Consider the following 17,351-nt stretch of genomic DNA (forward strand, 5'->3'; position numbering starts at 1 on the left):
TACCGATGTCCTTTCCTCTGCTGACAGCGACGGCCGCGCTCCCGGCGATCGGGGCGGTCCTCACGGCGGCCGTCCCGGCCGCCCGGCGCAACGCCGCCAAATCGCTGGCCCTGGTGTTCTCTCTGGCGACACTCGCCCTGGCGATCGTCGTCCTGGTCCGCTTCGACCCGGACGGCGGCCGCTACCAGCTCACCGAATCCCACTCCTGGATCAAGGACTTCGGGGTCAGGTACGAGCTGGGCGTCGACGGCATCGGGGTCGCGCTCGTCGCGCTGACCGCGCTGCTGATCCCGTTCATCATTCTCGCGGGCTGGCACGACGCCGACCCGCTGGAGACGGGCGACGCATCTCTCAGCAGCTTCGCTGCGGGGCGCTGGCGGCCGACACAGGGCTTCTTCGCCCTGATCCTCGCCGTCGAGGCGATGGTGATCATCTCCTTCGAGGCGACCGACGTCTTCCTCTTCTACATCTTCTTCGAAGCCATGCTGATCCCGATGTACTTCCTCATCGGCGGCTTCGGGGACCGTGCCCACGAGCACGGCGAGGAGGTGGCGTCCACGCAACGGTCGTACGCGGCCGTGAAGTTCCTCCTGTACAACCTGGTCGGCGGTCTGATCATGCTGGCCGCGGTGATCGGCCTCTACGTGGTGGCCGGGAACTTCTCGCTCACGGAGATCGCCGAGGCCCGCGCCAACGGAACGCTCGACATGGCGACGAACACCGAACGCTGGCTGTTCCTGGGCTTCTTCTTCGCCTTCGCCGTGAAGGCGCCCCTGTGGCCGCTGCACACCTGGCTGCCCAACGCCATGGGTGAGGCGACCACCCCGGTCGCCGTGCTCATCACGGCGGTCGTCGACAAGGTGGGCACCTTCGCGATGCTCCGGTTCTGCCTCCAGCTGTTCCCGGAGGCGAGCAAGTGGGCGACGCCCGCCATCCTCGTCCTCGCGGTGATCAGCATCATCTACGGGGCGCTGCTCGCGGTGGGCCAGCGGGACATCAAGCGGCTGGTGGCGTACGCGTCGATCTCGCACTTCGGGTTCATCATCCTGGGCATCTTCGCCATGACCAGCCAGGGTCAGTCCGGCGCGACGCTCTACATGGTCAACCACGGCATCTCGACGGCCGCCCTGATGCTGGTCGCGGGCTTCCTGATCTCCCGGCGCGGCTCGCGGCTCATCGCCGACTACGGCGGGGTGCAGAAGGTCGCCCCGGTGCTCGCCGGCACCTTCCTGATCGGCGGTCTGGCGACGCTCTCGCTGCCGGGACTCGCGCCCTTCGTGAGCGAGTTCCTGGTGCTGGTCGGCACGTTCGCGCGCTACCCGGCGATCGGCATCGTCGCCACCTTCGGCATCGTCCTCGCCGCGCTCTACACGCTCGTCCTGTACCAGCGGACGATGACGGGTCCGGTGAAGCCGGAGGTCTCGGCGATGCCCGACCTGCGCGCGCGTGAGCTCGTGGTCGTCGCCCCGCTGATCGTGCTGTTGATCTTCCTGGGCGTCTACCCGAAGCCCGTCACGGACATCGTGAATCCGGCGGTCAAGCAGACCTTGTCCGACGTAGACAAGAAGGACCCCCAGCCCGAGGTGGAGGCGGCCAAGTGAGCGCATCAGCCGTCCACAGCCTGTGGACAACGGCGGCAACCGCGGCCGAACCGATCTCGAAGATCGACACACCGAAGATCGAGTACGGGCAATTGTCGCCCACCTTGATCGTCCTGGGTGCGGCGGTCATCGGAGTGCTGGTCGAGGCGTTCGTGCCGCGCAAGCACCGCTATTACGCACAGTTGTTCGTATCCGTCGTGGCGCTGGCCGCCGCCTTCGCCGCGGTGGTCGCGCTGGCGGAGGGCGGGTACGGCACCACGAAGGCGCGCATCGCCGCCATGGGCGCGATCGCGGTCGACGGACCTGCCCTCTTCCTCCAGGGCACGATCCTGCTGGCCGCCCTCGTCGGCCTGTTCACCTTCGCCGAACGACGCCTCGACCCCGAGGTCCACGGCAACCGGGTCGACTCCTTCGCCGCCCAGGCGGCCTCCGTGCCCGGCAGTGACAGTGAACAGGCCGCGGTCAAGGCCGGGTTCACGACGACCGAGGTCTTCCCGCTGCTGCTGTTCGCGGTCGCGGGCATGCTGGTCTTCCCGTCGGCCAACGACCTGCTGACGCTCTTCGTCGCCCTGGAGGTCTTCTCGCTGCCGCTGTACCTCCTGTGCGCACTGGCCCGCCGCAAGCGGCTCATGTCACAGGAAGCCGCGGTCAAGTACTTCCTCCTCGGCGCGTTCGCCTCCGCGTTCACCCTGTTCGGCATCGCACTGCTGTACGGGTACGCGGGCTCGATGTCGTACGGCACGATCGCGCAGGTCGTCGACGGCACCGTCCAGAACGTGAACCCGGCACTCGCCGACACCATGGGCAACGACGCGCTGCTCCTCGTCGGCGCCGCGTTGATCGTCATGGGGCTGCTGTTCAAGGTGGGCGCGGTGCCGTTCCACATGTGGACACCCGACGTCTACCAGGGCGCGCCGACCCCGGTCACCGGCTTCATGGCCGCGGCGACCAAGGTGGCCGCCTTCGGCGCGCTGCTGCGCCTCCTCTACGTCGTCCTGCCCGGCCTGCGCTGGGACTGGCGACCGGTCATGTGGGGCGTCGCGATCGTCACCATGCTGGGCGGCGCGATCGTCGCGATCACGCAGACCGACATCAAGCGGCTGCTGGCGTACTCGTCCATCGCGCACGCCGGATTCATCCTCGCGGGTGTCATCGCGACCACTCCGGACGGCGTCTCGTCGGTTCTCTTCTACCTGGCCGCGTACTCGTTCGTGACGATCGGCGCGTTCGCGGTGGTCACCCTCGTGCGCGACGCCGGTGGCGAGGCCACCCACCTGTCCAAGTGGGCCGGGCTCGGGCGCAGGTCACCGCTGGTGGCGGCCGTGTTCGCGGTGTTCCTGCTCGCCTTCGCGGGTATCCCGCTGACCTCCGGGTTCGCCGGTAAGTTCGCAGTGTTCAAGGCGGCGGCGGAGGGCGGCGCGGCTCCGCTGGTCGTGGTCGGTGTGATCTCGTCGGCGATCGCGGCGTTCTTCTACATCCGCGTGATCGTGCTGATGTTCTTCAGCGAGCCGCGGCCCGAGGGCCCGACCGTCGCCGTTCCGTCACCGCTGACGATGACGGCGATCGCGGTCGGCGTGGCGGTCACGCTGGTGCTCGGCGTGGCGCCGCAGTACTTCCTGGACCTGGCGAACCAGGCGGGAGTGTTCGTTCGCTGAGTTGCCCCCAGCAGGTCGCCGACCTGCGTGAGCCTGTACGGCGGGCCCGGTTCCCCAGATGGGGGCCGGGCCCGCCGACGTCGTACAGGTGACCGGGTTCGGGAATTCCTCTCCGGTCCTTCCCCGACTTCTGCCCGCTCGTCACTCGGAGTCACCGGAACGAGCCTGTGGATAACTCCGGCGCTGTCAGTCCGGACCCCTATCGTGGAGGCAGTGGTCGAGGGACGACGTACGGGGGACCAGACGATGGGCGGGACGGGTGGGATCAGCGCGATGACAGCGATCACCGGGACACCGGAGCAGACCGAGAGCGAGGCGCTGGCCACGCTGCACCGGGTCTTCGGGTACGACGCCTTCCGTGGCGAGCAGGAAGCGGTCATCGAGCACGTGGTGGCCGGCGGGGACGCGGTCGTCCTCATGCCCACCGGCGGCGGCAAATCGCTGTGCTACCAGATCCCTGCCCTGGTCAGGCCGGGTACGGGCATTGTCGTCTCACCGCTGATCGCACTGATGCAGGACCAGGTGGACGCGCTGAGGGCACTCGGTGTGAACGCCGGATTCATGAACTCCACGCAGGACTTCGACGAGCGGCGGGTGGTCGAGGCCGAGTTCCTCGCCGGCGAGCTGGACCTGCTCTACCTGGCGCCGGAGCGACTGCGTCTGGACTCCACCCTGAACCTCCTGTCCCGCGGCAAGATCGCGGTCTTCGCGATCGACGAGGCGCACTGCGTCTCCCAGTGGGGTCACGACTTCCGCCCCGACTACCTGTCCCTCTCGCTGCTCGGCGAGCGCTGGCCGGACGTCCCGCGGCTCGCCCTCACGGCGACGGCCACCCGCGCGACGCACGAGGAGATCACCCAGCGGCTGAACATGCCGTCGGCCCGGCACTTCGTGGCGAGCTTCGACCGGCCCAACATCCAGTACCGGATCGTGCCGAAGGCCGACCCGAAGAAGCAGCTGCTGAGCTTCCTGCGTGAGGAGCACGCGGGTGACGCCGGCATCGTCTACTGCCTCTCGCGCAACTCGGTCGAGAAGACAGCCGAGTTCCTCTCCCGCAACGGCGTCGAGGCGGTGCCCTACCACGCGGGTCTCGACGCGGGCACGCGCGCGGCGCACCAGTCCCGGTTCCTGCGCGAGGACGGCCTGGTCGTGTGCGCGACCATCGCCTTCGGCATGGGCATCGACAAGCCGGACGTACGGTTCGTCGCCCACCTCGACCTGCCCAAGTCGATCGAGGGCTACTACCAGGAGACGGGACGGGGCGGCCGCGACGGACTGCCCTCCACGGCATGGATGGCGTACGGCCTCAACGACGTCATACAGCAGCGCAAGCTGATCCAGTCCGGTGAGGGCGACGAGGCCTTCCGCCGGCGGGCCGCCGCGCACCTGGACTCGATGCTGGGACTGTGCGAGACCGCCCGGTGCCGCCGCGGACAGCTCCTCGCCTACTTCGGCCAGGAACCGGACCCGGCGGGCTGCGGCAACTGCGACACCTGCCTCACGCCCCCGGAGACCTGGGACGGCACCGTCGCGGCCCAGAAGGTGCTGTCGACGGTGGTGCGGCTCCAGCGGGAGCGCGGGCAGAAGTTCGGCGCGGTGCAGATCGTCGACATCCTGACGGGCAAGCGCACGGCCAAGGTGATCCAGTTCGACCACGACCAGCTGTCGGTGTTCGGCATCGGCGAGGACCTCTCCGAGGGCGAATGGCGCGGCGTCGTGAGGCAGTTGCTGGCGCAGGGGCTGCTCGCGGTCGAGGGCGAGTACGGCACGCTGGTGCTGACGGAGGCCAGCGGGTCGGTGCTCCGCCGCGAGCGGGACGTGCCGCTGCGCAAGGAGCCGAAGAAGCCGGCGACGTCGAGGGCGTCGGGCTCTTCCTCGTCCGGCAGGAGCAAGCCCAAGGCCGCCGTGGCCGAGCTGCCCGAGGAACTGGTGCCGGCCTTCGAGGCCCTGCGTGCCTGGCGTGCCGAGCAGGCCCGTGAACAGGGTGTCCCGGCGTACGTCATCTTCCACGACGCCACGCTCCGGGAGATCGCCACGGCCTGGCCGACCTCGGTGCAGCAGCTCGGCGGCATCAGCGGGGTCGGCGAGAAGAAGCTGGTGACCTACGGGGAGGGCGTGATCGCGGTGCTGGCCGCCCTGGGCGAGGCACCGGGCACCGCCGCTCCGGCGCCCGCTGAGAGCACGGCTCCCGACACCGCTCGGGGTGCCGCAACGGATCCGGGCGGTGCGGACTACTGGCCGGAGATGGACGCGGAGCCGGAGCCCGAGGACTGGATGTAGGGAGGCGGGAGGGGGATGCGAGCGGGGGACTGTGAGACAGGGCTGAGGGACGGGAGCGGGGCGCTGGGGCCCTGGAAGGCGGCCGGGGCCAGGGCCGCCGGGGCGGAAGCGGCGAGTCAGCTGGTCATAGCGCGCGCGTCGCGTATGCCCTGACGTCCGCGTCGGAGTCCGTCGTCGCCGTGGCGAGGGCCGCGCGGGCGGCCTCCGAGGCTCGGTGTCGGGTCAGGGCCAGGACGGCGGCCTTGCGGACGTCGGCGTTCGGGTCGGCCAGGGTCTTGGCGAGAACGGGGAGCGCGGTGTCGGGGTGGGCCACCGACAGCGCGGTCGCGGCACCGGCACGGACCTGCCAGGCGGGGTCGGCCAGGGCGGTCACGGCCCGCGCGGCCAGTGGCACCGGGCAGCCGGTGGTGCCCAACGCCCCGTAGGCGGCGGCACGCACCAGGGCGTCGGGGTCGTCGACGAGCCCGACGAGGGCCGCGTGGACGGCGTCGCGCTCGACGGAGACACCTGCGCCGGAACCGGAACCGGAACCAGCGCCGGAGCCGGAACCAGCATCGGCGGCGGAATCAGCGGCGGCGTCGGCGGGCGTGGTGCTCGGGTCGGCGCCGGACGCTGAGGTTTCGCTCAGGCGTCCTGCCGCCACCGTGGCCAGGGACTTGGCGATCGTGACACGGACCTCGCGGGACGGGTCGGCGGTTGCCGCGCGGGCCAGTTCCTCGGCGGCGTCGACGGAGACCAGGGCGCGGACGGCCTCGATACGGACGGCTATGTCGGCGTCGGTGAGCGAGCCGGCGAACAGGGCGGCGTCACCGAGGCGCAGGGCGCGCAGCACGTCCAGGGCGGCGGCGCGGACGACGGGGTCGGGCTCGACAAGGGCGGCGGCGAGACCGTCGCGCAGGGCCGGTTCCGCCGGCAGGGTCTCGACGAGTTCGCGCAGCGAGGCAGCGGCGGCGGCACGCACCTCCGCGGAGGGGTCGCGCAACGCCTCGGCGAGGGCCGGACCGGTGCCCGACGGCACGGTCTCGGTGAGGACGGCGACGGCCTCGCGCCGGACAGCGGCCACCGCGTCGGTCAAGTAGGGCAGCAGGGAATCGAGTTCGGGCTGCTCCTCGGCGAGGGCGACGAGTTCGAGGAGACGGACGGCCGACCGGGGGGAGGACCGATCGAGGGCGGGTTCGGGCGTCGGAAGCGCCGAGTCGGCTGTGACCTGCGGGGCGGCTGCCCCGGACCCGTTGGCGACGGGGGCCACGTCCCGTGAACCGGCCGTGGCCACGTCCTCGGGGTGGACTTCGCCGAGCGGCCGGGAGGGGCCGCCGACGGGGGCGAACTCGTCGACCGGAACCAGATAGGGAGCCACGGGGCGGGCCATGAACTCCATAGCACCAGAGGGGGACTTGTGCAGATCGAGGTGATGGAACCAGGAGTCGTCGTCGCGGCGGGGGTGGTCGAGGCGGTCGTGGTAGAGACCCCAGCGGGACTCGGTACGGGCCAGGGAGGCGCGCGCGGCCATCTCAGCGCAGTCACGGATGAAGGAGACCTCGGCGCACCGCATCAGCTCGTGCGGGGTGCGGGCACCCATCTCGGCGATGTCGTCGCGCATCCGCTCGAAGGACTCCAGGGCCAACGACAGCCGCGCGCCCGACTTCGGCGGGGCCACGTAGTCGTTCACGAAACGGCGCAGCTTGTACTCGACCTGGGGCTGCGGCGGGCCCTCCGGGTTGCGCAACGGGCGGTAGATCAGTTCGTGCGCCGCACGCAGCTGGTCGGCGGGAAGCTCACCGTTGTACGCCTTGTACCGGGCCGCGTCCGAGCCGGCCAGGTCGCCGAAGACGAACGCGCCGATCATGTAGTTGTGCGGGACGCAGGCCAGGTCACCGGCGGCGTACAGGCGGGGGACGGTCGTGCGGGCGTGCTCGTCCACCCGTACACCCGAGGCCGAATGACCGCCGCACAGGCCGATTTCCGAGATGTGCATCTCGATGTCGTGCGTGCGGTAGTCGTGACCGCGCCCGGAGTGGAAGGTGCCGCGGGTCGGACGCTCGGTGGAGTGCAGGATCGACTCCAGCGCCGAGATCGACTCCTCGGGGAGGTGGCTCAGCTTCAGGTACACCGGGCCCCGGTCGCTGGCGACCTCCGCCGCGAACTCGGCCATCATCTGGCCCGACCAGTAGTCGGAGTCGACGAAGCGTTCGCCGTGCCGGTTGACCTGGTAGCCGCCGAAGGGGTTGGCGACATAGGCGCAGGCAGGACCGTTGTAGTCCTTGATCAGCGGGTTGATCTGGAAGCACTCGATGCCGGTCAGCTCGGCGCCCGCGTGGTAGGCCATGGCGTAGCCGTCGCCCGCGTTGGTGGGGTTCTCGTAGGTGCCGTACAGGTAGCCGGAGGCGGGCAGGCCGAGGCGGCCGCAGGCGCCGGTCGCGAGGACGACCCCGCCCGCGCGGACGGTGACGAACTGCCCCGTGCGGGTGTTGAAGCCGACCGCCCCGATGGCGCGCCCGTCCTCGGGAGAGGTCAGCACGCGCACCGGCATCACCCGGTTCTCGATGCGGATCCGCTCCCGCATCTCGCGTCGCCGCAGCTGCCGGTACAGCACCTTCTTGACGTCCTTGCCCTCCGGCATGGGCAGCACGTAGGAGCCGGAACGGTGGACCTGGCGGACCGCGTAGTCGCCGTGCTCGTCCTTCTCGAACTTCACGCCGTAGGACTCCAGGCGCTGCACCATGGCGAAGCCGCGGGTGGCGGTCTGGCGGACGGTGGACTGGTCGACGATGCCGTCGTTGGCGCGGGTGATCTCGGCGACGTAGTCGTCGGGTTCGGCGCGGCCGGGGATGACCGCGTTGTTGACGCCGTCCATGCCCATCGCGAGGGCCCCGGAGTGGCGGACATGGGCCTTCTCCAGGAGCAGGACGTCCGCGCCGTGCTCGGCGGCGGTCAGGGCCGCCATGGTTCCGGCGGTACCGCCACCGATGACGAGGACGTCGCAGGTCAGCTCCTCGGCGTCGCCGAGCGCGGGGATCTGGAGGAGGGTGTCCACCGGGATGCCTTTCAGATGCTCAGGGAGGTCAGGACGTCGCGTCGCAGGGCCACGCGCGCGGGATCGTCATGGGCGGCGCGGTCGCGTGGACGCGGCACGTCCCGTACGGCGAGGAGGCGTCCCGCGCCGAGGAGGGCCACGCGGTCGCCGAGGAACAGGGCCTCGTCCACGTCGTGGGTGACGAAGACGACGGTCGCGCCCGTGCCGTGCAGCACCTCCACCAGCAGGTCCTGCATGCCGGCGCGGGTCTGGGCATCGAGGGCGCCGAAGGGTTCGTCCATGAGGACGGCGCGCGGGCCCGCGGCGAGCGCCCGGGCCAGTTGCGCCCGCTGGCGCTGTCCCCCGGAGACCCGGTGCGGCAACTGCCGCGCGCGGTCGGCGAGTCCGACCCGCCCGAGCCAGGCCGCGGCCTGCTTCCTGCGCTCCGCGCGCGGTGCGCCCTGGATGGCGAGGGGCAGTTCGACGTTGGCCTGCAGGCTGCGCCACGGGAGCAGGGCGTCCTCCTGGAAGACCAGCGCGCGGTCCGCCGCCGGCCCGCCGATCGGCCGGCCGTCCTGCTCCACGGCTCCGGTCAGCGCGGGCAGCAGCCCGGCCAGCGTGCGCAGGAGCGTCGACTTGCCGCAGCCCGAGGGTCCGACGACGGTGAGGATCTCGCCCGGCGGGACGTCCAGGTCGACATCGGCCAGAGCGGCGGCGTCGGGGCGGCCGAGGGCGGCCGCGCGGAGGGTGAGCCGGGTACCGCGTACGGCCGTACCGGTCGGCGTGCCGATCGCCGGGGTGGTGGCAGCGCCGCCGGTGTCCGTACGGGTGGTCTCGCGGGTCTCAGACGAGGTGCTCATCGCGCGCCTCCTCGGGTTCGGGTCCGGTCGGGACGGCGGACGGGACCGCCGGTGCCGGTGCGGCCGGTCGGGGGCTCTTGGGCCGGGCCCGGCCGGTGGGGACGTACGACGTGCGGGGCAGCCAGCGGGTGAGGCGGCGGCCGAGGAGTTCCACGGCCGTGGACGTGGCCCAGCCGAGCACACCGATCGTGACCATGCCGACGAACACCCCCGGGTAGTCGACGACCGTGTAGTCCTGCCAGGTGCGGTAGCCGACGCCGTACTGACCGGAGATCATCTCGGCGGAGATCACACAGATCCACGACACCCCGATGCCGACGGACAGGCCGCCGAAGATGCCCGGGAGCGCCCCGGGCAGGACGACCGAGCCGAGGATCCGCCACCGGCCGCCCCCCATGGTGCGGACCGCCTCCTCCCACCCCGGTGGCAGCGCGCGGACGGCGTGCCGGGTGGAGACCAGGACCGGGAAGAAGGCGGCGGCGAAGGTGATGAAGACGATGCCCTGCTCGTTGGAGGGGAAGAGCAGGATCGCGACGGGCACCAGGGCGATCGCCGGAATCGGACGGACGACCTCGAGGATCGGTCCGAGCAGGTCCTCCGCGAGCCGCGAGCGCGCCACGAGCACGCCCGTGGCCACACCCAGGACGGCGGCCAGCAGGAACCCGGTGACGATGCGGGTGAGGCTGTCGGTGAGGTCGGTCCAGTAGTCGTCGCCGGCCAGGCGGTCGGCGAAGGCGCGGGCCACGTCGGCGACCGTGGGGAACTGCGAGAAACGCAGCCACAGGTCGACGTCCAGGCTGGTCAGCAGCTGCCACAGGCCGAGGGCGGCCGCCACCGACGCCACCCGCAGCGCATACCGGGTCACGACGCCCGCCCCAGCGCGTCGGCGTACGAGACGACGCGGGCGCCGCCGTGGGCGTCGACGTACGCCTGCGCGGTCGCCGGGGCGACGAACGGCAGCAGCGTCGTGCCGTCGGCCACCCAGACGGCCTGGTCGGCGAACCACAGGGTGCCCGTGGTGGCGTCAGGGACGTAGGCGGCGCGGATGCCGTCCTTGTGCTGCGCGACGTAGGCCAGCAGCTCGGCGGGCGTCTTGAAGGTCCGCGTCTCCGTGGCGCCCTTGGGCCAGACCTCGCTCGCGGCCGGTGCGGGGGCGGCGGCGAGCTGCTTCGCGTAGGAGGAGCCGAGCGCCTTCTTCACGTACCGGTCGTCGACGAAGGAGTCCACGTCGACGTCCCCGGTCAGCTTGGCCGCCTTGAGGATCGAGACGTCTTCCTTGAGCGCGGCGACGAGCTGCGGCTTGACGGCCGGGTCGAAGGTGGAGATGCCGTGGGCGCCGTTGTAGAGGTAGACGACCTCGGCGGGCAGGCCGGTGGCCTCGGCGACCTTCTCGGCGGCGGCCACCGGGTGCGCGTCGAGGTAGCCGGTGGCCTCCGACTGCGCCTTCAGGAACGCCTCCAGCACGGCCGGGCGCTTCTTCGCGAAGTCCTCGCGGGCGGTGACGCCGTGGAAGGTCGGCAGGTCCAGCTGGGCGCCGTCGTACAGGGCCTTCGCCTTGCCCTGGTAGGCGAGCAGACCGGGCCAGGCGACGAACTGCGAGAGCGCGTCGGCACTGCCGGCGGAGAGGGCCGACGCCCCGACGGCAGGCTGCTGGTTGAGCTTCTCGATGCCCTTGACCGGGTCGATGCCGGCGCGCTGCAGGGCCCGTACGAGGGTGCCGTCGGCGGCGGAACCGATGCTGGTGGAGACCTTCTTGCCCTTGAGGTCCTCGATGGAGGCGAGCTTGGAGTCGGGTGCCGTGACGATGGTGTTGAGGCCGCCGCGCGGGTTGTAGCCGGTGACCGAGACCAGGTGGGTGGGCTTGCCGAGCTGTTTGCCGCGGGCCGCGTTGATGAGGAGCGGGAAGTCGCCCATCGAGCCGATGTCGATCTTCCCGGCGGTCATCTGCGCGGTGATGGGGGCGCCGGTCGCGTAGTCCTGCCAGTCCACTTTGTAGGTCGTGCCGTCGCCGAGGGCGTTCAGCTGCTTCTCGAAGTAGCCGAGTGAGCGCAGCAGGGTGCCCGCCGTGACGGTGTTGATGGTCTTGGACTGGTAGCCGACGGTGACGGTGACCGTGGAGCCGCTACCGGCCTCGGCGCTGCCGCATCCGGTGAGGGGGAGCAGCAGAAGGGCGGCGGACGCGGCGATCGCCCGGGATTTCGTCGCTGTGGGATTCATGGAGGTTCGGGCCTTTCACCGGAGCAGGTAGGGCATGTTGACCGTGACGGCACCGGTGGGACAGCGAGCCGCGCACGGGCCGCAGTACCAGCACTCGTCGACGTGCATGTAGGCCTTGCCGTTGCTCTCGTCGATGGCCAGGGAGTCCAGCGGGCACATGTCCACACAGAGCGTGCAGCCGTCGATGCACTTCGACTCGTCGATGGTCACGGGCACGTCGGCCCGCTGGGGTGCCAAGGTCATGGCTGTCTCCAGAAAAGTCCCGAGAAATTCTGAGAAATCCTGCTCGGCGGTGAACCGATGAGGCCGTGCCGAGCGATGAAGGGTTGAGGGCGGAGAAGAGAGCGGAGAAGCGGTCGAGCAGGAGCGGACGAGCAGGAGCGGAGGAGAGGACGGGCATGGGGGCGGAGAAGGGGTGGCGGCGATGCCGGCGGGAGGGGCCTGTGGGGGAGGTCAGAGAGAGCGGTGCAGCAGGCCGCTCATCGAGATGCGGTCTCCGCGGAAGCGGATGAACTCCAGGTCCACCGGGCGGCCGTCTGCGAGGTGGGTGAGGCGTTCGAGCATCAGGACGGCAGCGCCACGCGGCGCCTCCAGTACGGCGGCGGAGTGGGCGTCCGCGGTCACCGCTTCGAGGGTGATCTCGGCGTGGCCGAGCCGCTGCCCGGTGACAGCCTCCAGGAGCCGGAAGACGTCGGTGTTCTCCAGGTCGGCGCCGAGCAGGGCGGTGCCGATGTCGAGCGGGATGTAGGTGAGGTCGAGGGAGAGGGGGAGGCCACCCAGACGGCGCAGGCGTTCGATGTAGAGCACGTCGGTGCCGGGCGGGACGTGGAGGCGGTCGGCCACCGGGGCGGGCGCGGCGACGGGGCCCATCGTGCGGACCTCGTTGGTGACGTGGCCGTGCTCGTGCAGGGTCTCCGCGAGGCCCATCAGACGGTCCAGGCCGTGCGGGTACTTCTGCGCCACGACGACCGTGCCGACGCCCGGCAGGCGCTCCACGAGCCCCTCCGCCCGGAGCAGGTCGAGAGCCTGGCGGACGGTGTTGCGGGAGGCGCGGTAGTCGCTCGCGAGGGTCGACTCGTGAGGGAGCGTGCCGTCCGGAAAGCCGTCGGTGAGCAGCTGGCGGCGCAGGAGGTCCGCGAGCTGCCGGGCCTGGTCCGCGCGCAGCCGACGACGCGCACGGTGGGCGGCGACGGTGGTCGCGCCCTGGCCGGCATGGTCTCGGATGCGGTCGGTGGGTGGCATGTTTCGAACCATAGCGAGCCAGTAGGAAAAGCGGTGTTGCCGGAGTGTTGCGCCACCTGCGGGGGCGTCAGAGAAGGGGCTGACCTGGGAGAACAGGACCGACTTACACAAGATCTGCCAGGTCGTGCCAACGCCGTCGGGCGAACGCCGTCAGGCCGACGCAGAAGGGCGAGCGCCGTCCGGCCGACGCCGCCGCTGACGCCACACGTTGACGCCGTCAGGCCAGCGCCGTCGTGCTGACGCCGTCAGGCCAGCGCCGTCAGTCCCGGGGCGAAGGTGATCAGCAGGGGCAGCAGGGGCACCAGCGTGGCCACCGTCGTCGTCAGCGCCCGCTGTCTGCGGAGCAGGCGCGGGGGCGGCTCGAGCAGGCGGTCGACCCGCTCGCCCAGGAGGCGGTGGCTGGAGGCGCAGGACAGGACGCCCCGGTGCTGGTTCAGCTCGATCAGGGCCAGCGCCGTGGTCAGGTGACCGCAGCGGCGCGACGCCGTGTCGTCGGCGGCGAGTTCGACCAGGCGGTGGGTCTGGTCGCAGAAGTGGGAGAAGAGCGGAATACGGGGGAAGCCGGTGGCGAGGGCGGTCGACAGGTGGAGCAGCCAGTCGTGGTGGGCGCGGGCATGGCCGCGCTCGTGGGTGAGGACGGCGTCCAGCTGGTGGGAGGTGAGGCGGTGCAGGGCGCCGGTCGTCACGATCAACTGGGGTGGGTTGCCCGGCATCCACCAGGCGTCCGGGTACTCGTCCTCCAGCACCAGCAGCGGGCCCCGTGCGGACGGCAGGCCCGCAGGCAGGTCGGGGGCGCGTTCACGCAGGTGGGCCCTGGCCAGGCCGCGGCGCCGGCGCGCCTCGACGAGTTCGCGGGCCAGCATCGCGGTGGTCCAGGCGGCTCCGCAGGCCAGCAGCAGCGTCAGGGCGGCGGCCCACAAGGGGGAGGCGGAGAGGTCGTACGCCTCCCAGACCCCGGGCGGTGCGGGGGCGAAGACCCGGGCGCGCACGGTGTGGAACACGGCGGCGGCGCCCAGGGTCAGGGCAGTCAGGCAGCACAGCAGGACCGTGGCGACCAGGCACTGCCACACCCACAGCCCGATCACCGGCTCCCGCTCGGGCCAGGCGGACCGGGTGAGCGCGCGCGGAGCCGGTACGGCGGCGGACAGGGCGACGACGCTCAGCAGGAGCAGGCAGAAAGTCATGCCATGGGCTCCGGATCCTGGTCGGGAAGGGGGCGCGGGCCACGTGCGCGCGGGATGCGTACGGCGTACCCGCATGCGTACGGCCTGCCATGGGCGGCGGGCTCGGTACGAGGACCGTGCCCGCCGCCAGTATGACGGCGGTTCGTCCGCGAGTCAGCCCACGACGACGCTCCGATTCAGCCCCGTCCGCCCCGACCCGGCGGCCTCGCCACGGTCGGCCACCCCATCCCCGGGTTGGTCACTGGCACCGACACCGACACCGACACCGGCACCTGAGCCGACACCGGCACCTGAGCCGACACCGGCACCTGAGCCGACACCAAAGCCGGCACCGGCATCGGAGCCGACACCGGCACCTGAGCCGACACCGGCACCTGAGCCGACACCAAAGCCGGCACCGGCGCAACCACCGTCCTCGGTTCAGGCACCTGGTCCGCCGCCGGGTGGTTCACCCGGCGGTCACCTGTCCGGTCACCTCTCCCAGGCCCACTCGGGTGCCGTCGGGGCCGGGAGCCCAGGCGGTCAGGGTCACCACGTCGCCGTCCTCCAGGAACGTGCGCTTGCCGTCGGCGAGTTCCAGCGGGTCACGGCCGTTCCAGGTCAGTTCCAGCAGGGAGCCGCGCTCGTGCGGCTCGGGGCCGCTCACCGTGCCCGAGCCGTACAGGTCGCCCGTGCGCAGGGAGGCGCCGTTGACCGTCAGGTGGGCGAGTTGCTGGGCGGCCGTCCAGTACATGGTGGAGAAGGGCGGATCGGAGATCACCTGACCGTTGAGGGCGACGGAGATGCGCAGGTCGTAGCCGGCGGGCTCGGCGGCCGCGTCGTCCAGGTAGGGGAGGAGGGGGTGGGTCCGCTCCGGGGGTGCCACCCGCGCGTGCTCCAGGGCCTCCAGCGGGGTGATCCACGCCGACACCGAGGTGGCGAACGACTTGGCGAGGAACGGGCCGAGAGGGACGTACTCCCAGGCCTGGAGGTCGCGGGCGGACCAGTCGTTGAGCAGGCACAGACCGAAGACGTGTTCGCGGAAGTCGGCCAGCGCGACCGGGCTGCCCTGCCGCGAGGGCACGCCGACCACGAAGCCGACCTCGGCCTCGATGTCGAGCCGCACGGAAGGGCCGAAGACGGGCGCGGGCTCGTCGGGAGCCTTGCGCTGGCCCGACGGGCGGACGACGTCCGTGCCGGAGACCACGACCGTGCCGGCCCGGCCGTGGTAGCCGATCGGCAGGTGCTTCCAGTTGGGCAGGAGGACGTCACCGGCGTCCGGGCGGAAGATCGCTCCCGCGTTCCGGGCGTGGTGCTCGGACGAGTAGAAGTCGACGTAGTCGGCGACCTGGAAGGGCAGGTGCAGGGTCACGTCCGAAAGGGGATGGAAGAGCGGTTCGACGGTGGGCCGGTGGGCGGGGTCGGTCACCCACTCCGTCAGGGCGCGGCGTACCTGCGACCAGGTCGTGCGACCCGCCGCCAGCAGCGGGTCGAGCGTCGGCGAGGCGAGAAGGCCGACGTGTGGCGAGCCGAGCGCGCGGGCCGCCGCGCCGGCGTCGAGGACATGGTCGCCGAGCCGGACGCCGACGGTCCGCTCCGTGGAGCCCGGGAGGGAGAAGACGCCGTACGGCAGGTTGTGCGGACCGAAGGGGTCGCCCTCGGGAAGGTCGAAGGGGGGCATCGGGTACTGCCTCTCTTTCGTGCGCTCTTTGGTGCTCGCCATGTAGGGCTCGCCGGACCTCGAACGGGTGTCGCGCGGGTGCGCCGAGCCGCGCCACACGTTACGGCCGACTTCGTGGAAGTGACACGGGGGCCGGGCCGGCGAGGCATGTCCGCCGGCAGCTCTCCGCTTCCGGTTGCTCACCCGAAGTCGTCCGCCGACCGGTCCGCAATCTTGACGGAGCGGTGCGAAACGGGAGACTCTGGGCGAGTGCTGGAAGGCCTCGGGGAGGGGGCCTTCCCCTGGCACAACTGGGGGGCGGATGGCCATAGGGGAGGCCGGCCTCGGGTCGGCGCGGCGTGGCTCACGGCCGAAACGGCTGGAAGCGGCCATGCGCGACAGACTCGGCCGGGAATGCGTGTATGTACCGTCGTGCAGATTCGGGCTGTACGTGGCCTTGCGTCACTGGTGCCCGCCCGGCGGACGGGTACTGATGTCGCCGGTCAACGACGACGTGATCTTCTTCGTGCTGCTCGCGGCGGGACTGCGTCCCGTGCAGGCGCCGTTGAACCCGCTGGACGCGTCGATCGACGTCGACGCCGTGCCCGACGAGGTGTGGGGCTCGCTCTCCGGCGTCCTCACGACGAATCTGTACGGCAACCCGGACGACACGCCGCGCCTGCGGGAGAAGTGCGACGCGCTGGGCATCCCGTTGTTCGAGGACGGGGCGCACGCCATCGGCAGCGAAGTGGGGGGCAGACCGGTCGGGGCCTGGGGGGACGCCTCCGTCTTCAGCCTCTCCAAGCATGTCGGTGCCAAGGCCGGCGGCTTCCTGGCCTGCGCCGACCCGGGACTGCGCGAGGCCCTGGCGAAGACCTGCGAGGACCTGCTGCTGCCGGGGCGGTTCACGGCCGAACTCGCCTACACCGTCCGGCCGTACGCGGAGGCGACCGTGCGCGGGCTGCGGCTGCGCAGGGCCGCCTGGGCCACGATGCGGCTGCTCGGGCTGATGGAGCGGGAGGAGATCCGGATGCCGCTGCGGCCGGCCGAGTTGGCCGGAGCCGTCGCCGCGGCGCCGGACCTCACCGCGCACGACTCCTGGGTCCGCGTCGACATGCACGACTACCGGCTGCGTTCGGGACCGCTGAGAACCGGCCGCATCGGCCGCAGGCTCGACCGGCTGGACGAGGTGCTGGCGGCCTGCCGGGCAGGCACGGAGCTGCTCCTGTCCACACCGTGGGCGCGGCCCGGCGCGGCCCGCGCCGACGGGGTCCAACCCCTCTTCCGCGTACCCCTGTTCGTGGCCGAGCGGGACGCGGTGAGGGCGGCGCTCGCGCGGCGGGGCATCGTCGTCGGGTACCTCTATGACCCGCCTCTGGACGACTACGCGGGTGCCGCCTTCACCGACCCGTCGCCCGATCCCGCCGGGGCCCGCTGGTTCGCCCGGCACGCGTTGCCCGTGGATCCGCTGCGCGCCCGGCAGGTCGTCGAGGTGCTCCAGGAGTCCGGCGTACGGCCGGCCGAGGCGCCGGGAGGGCTGGAGCCGACCCGTGGCTGACACGCAGGCCGAGATCCAGGTACCCGAACCCTCGGCGCCGCCCGCCGGCAAGGAGACGGCGGACACGACACCGGCCGACGGCACTCGCGGCTCCGAATCCCT

The 17,351-nt window shown here is 71.6% G+C and carries 12 protein-coding genes; 4 read left to right on the forward strand and 8 right to left on the reverse strand.

Features of this window, described 5'->3' with window-relative positions; translation table 11 throughout:
* Positions 1 to 5: 5 nt before the first annotated feature.
* The 3 genes from ASD48_RS18765 to recQ all read left to right on the forward strand — a co-directional run bounded on the left by ASD48_RS18765 (position 6) and on the right by recQ (position 5,536).
* The gene (locus tag ASD48_RS18765; protein WP_057602806.1) at positions 6 to 1,601 is read left to right on the forward strand and encodes an NADH-quinone oxidoreductase subunit M; all 1,596 of its coding nucleotides are present in this window, start codon (positions 6 to 8) and stop codon (positions 1,599 to 1,601) included.
* A complete protein-coding gene (gene nuoN, locus ASD48_RS18770; protein WP_057602807.1) occupies positions 1,598 to 3,256 on the forward strand; it encodes an NADH-quinone oxidoreductase subunit NuoN in 1,659 nt (552 codons plus the stop codon). The genes ASD48_RS18765 and nuoN overlap by 4 nt, the downstream gene beginning before the upstream one ends.
* Positions 3,257 to 3,529: 273 nt before the next feature.
* Complete coding sequence (gene recQ / locus ASD48_RS18775; RefSeq protein WP_242432647.1) at positions 3,530 to 5,536, forward strand: DNA helicase RecQ; 2,007 nt, start codon at positions 3,530 to 3,532, stop codon at positions 5,534 to 5,536.
* 124 nt (positions 5,537 to 5,660) lie between these two features.
* Here the strand turns inward: recQ and ASD48_RS18780 are convergent, their stop codons facing one another.
* The 8 genes from ASD48_RS18780 to fahA form a co-directional block, all read right to left on the reverse strand.
* Complete coding sequence (locus ASD48_RS18780; RefSeq protein ID WP_282438257.1) at positions 5,661 to 8,552, reverse strand: fumarate reductase/succinate dehydrogenase flavoprotein subunit; 2,892 nt, start codon at positions 8,550 to 8,552, stop codon at positions 5,661 to 5,663.
* Positions 8,553 to 8,581: 29 nt separating this feature from the next.
* Complete coding sequence (locus ASD48_RS18785; protein WP_107104350.1) at positions 8,582 to 9,409, reverse strand: ATP-binding cassette domain-containing protein; 828 nt, start codon at positions 9,407 to 9,409, stop codon at positions 8,582 to 8,584.
* A complete protein-coding gene (locus ASD48_RS18790; protein WP_057602810.1) occupies positions 9,393 to 10,274 on the reverse strand; it encodes an ABC transporter permease in 882 nt (293 codons plus the stop codon). The genes ASD48_RS18785 and ASD48_RS18790 overlap by 17 nt, the downstream gene beginning before the upstream one ends.
* Positions 10,271 to 11,626, reverse strand: a complete 1,356-nt coding sequence (locus ASD48_RS18795; RefSeq protein ID WP_057602811.1) for an ABC transporter substrate-binding protein — start codon at positions 11,624 to 11,626, stop codon at positions 10,271 to 10,273. Before ASD48_RS18795 ends, ASD48_RS18790 begins: the two co-directional genes overlap by 4 nt.
* Before the next feature lie 15 nt (positions 11,627 to 11,641).
* Entirely contained in the window at positions 11,642 to 11,869 is a 228-nt protein-coding gene (locus tag ASD48_RS18800) for a ferredoxin family protein (RefSeq protein ID WP_020130156.1), read from the reverse strand.
* A 210-nt stretch (positions 11,870 to 12,079) separates the two neighbouring features.
* A complete protein-coding gene (locus ASD48_RS18805) occupies positions 12,080 to 12,868 on the reverse strand; it encodes a GntR family transcriptional regulator (protein ID WP_057602812.1) in 789 nt (262 codons plus the stop codon).
* A gap of 245 nt (positions 12,869 to 13,113) precedes the next feature.
* Positions 13,114 to 14,052, reverse strand: a complete 939-nt coding sequence (locus ASD48_RS18810) for a M56 family metallopeptidase (RefSeq protein ID WP_057602813.1) — start codon at positions 14,050 to 14,052, stop codon at positions 13,114 to 13,116.
* Positions 14,053 to 14,500: 448 nt separating this feature from the next.
* Positions 14,501 to 15,712: a fumarylacetoacetase gene (gene fahA, locus ASD48_RS18815; RefSeq protein WP_057603519.1), complete on the reverse strand. Its 1,212-nt coding sequence runs from the start codon at positions 15,710 to 15,712 to the stop codon at positions 14,501 to 14,503.
* A 301-nt stretch (positions 15,713 to 16,013) separates the two neighbouring features.
* On the opposite strand from fahA, the gene ASD48_RS18820 reads away from it, so the two are divergent.
* The gene (locus tag ASD48_RS18820; RefSeq protein ID WP_079073843.1) at positions 16,014 to 17,249 is read left to right on the forward strand and encodes a DegT/DnrJ/EryC1/StrS family aminotransferase; all 1,236 of its coding nucleotides are present in this window, start codon (positions 16,014 to 16,016) and stop codon (positions 17,247 to 17,249) included.
* The last annotated feature ends 102 nt before the right edge of the window (positions 17,250 to 17,351 follow it).

The organism is Streptomyces sp. Root1310, assembly GCF_001426425.1.
Taxonomy (GTDB): Bacteria; Actinomycetota; Actinomycetes; order Streptomycetales; family Streptomycetaceae; genus Streptomyces.

Coding starts and splice junctions, on each gene's coding strand:
- ASD48_RS18765 (WP_057602806.1), top strand. CDS start 6: ATGTCCTTTCCTCTGCTGACAGCGACGGCCGCGCTCCCGGCGATCGGG.
- ASD48_RS18805 (WP_057602812.1), bottom strand. CDS start 12,868: ATGCCACCCACCGACCGCATCCGAGACCATGCCGGCCAGGGCGCGACC.
- ASD48_RS18810 (WP_057602813.1), bottom strand. CDS start 14,052: ATGACTTTCTGCCTGCTCCTGCTGAGCGTCGTCGCCCTGTCCGCCGCC.
- ASD48_RS18820 (WP_079073843.1), top strand. CDS start 16,014: ATGGCCATAGGGGAGGCCGGCCTCGGGTCGGCGCGGCGTGGCTCACGG.
- ASD48_RS18800 (WP_020130156.1), bottom strand. CDS start 11,869: ATGACCTTGGCACCCCAGCGGGCCGACGTGCCCGTGACCATCGACGAG.
- ASD48_RS18785 (WP_107104350.1), bottom strand. CDS start 9,409: ATGAGCACCTCGTCTGAGACCCGCGAGACCACCCGTACGGACACCGGC.
- ASD48_RS18795 (WP_057602811.1), bottom strand. CDS start 11,626: ATGAATCCCACAGCGACGAAATCCCGGGCGATCGCCGCGTCCGCCGCC.
- recQ (WP_242432647.1), top strand. CDS start 3,530: ATGACAGCGATCACCGGGACACCGGAGCAGACCGAGAGCGAGGCGCTG.
- fahA (WP_057603519.1), bottom strand. CDS start 15,712: ATGCCCCCCTTCGACCTTCCCGAGGGCGACCCCTTCGGTCCGCACAAC.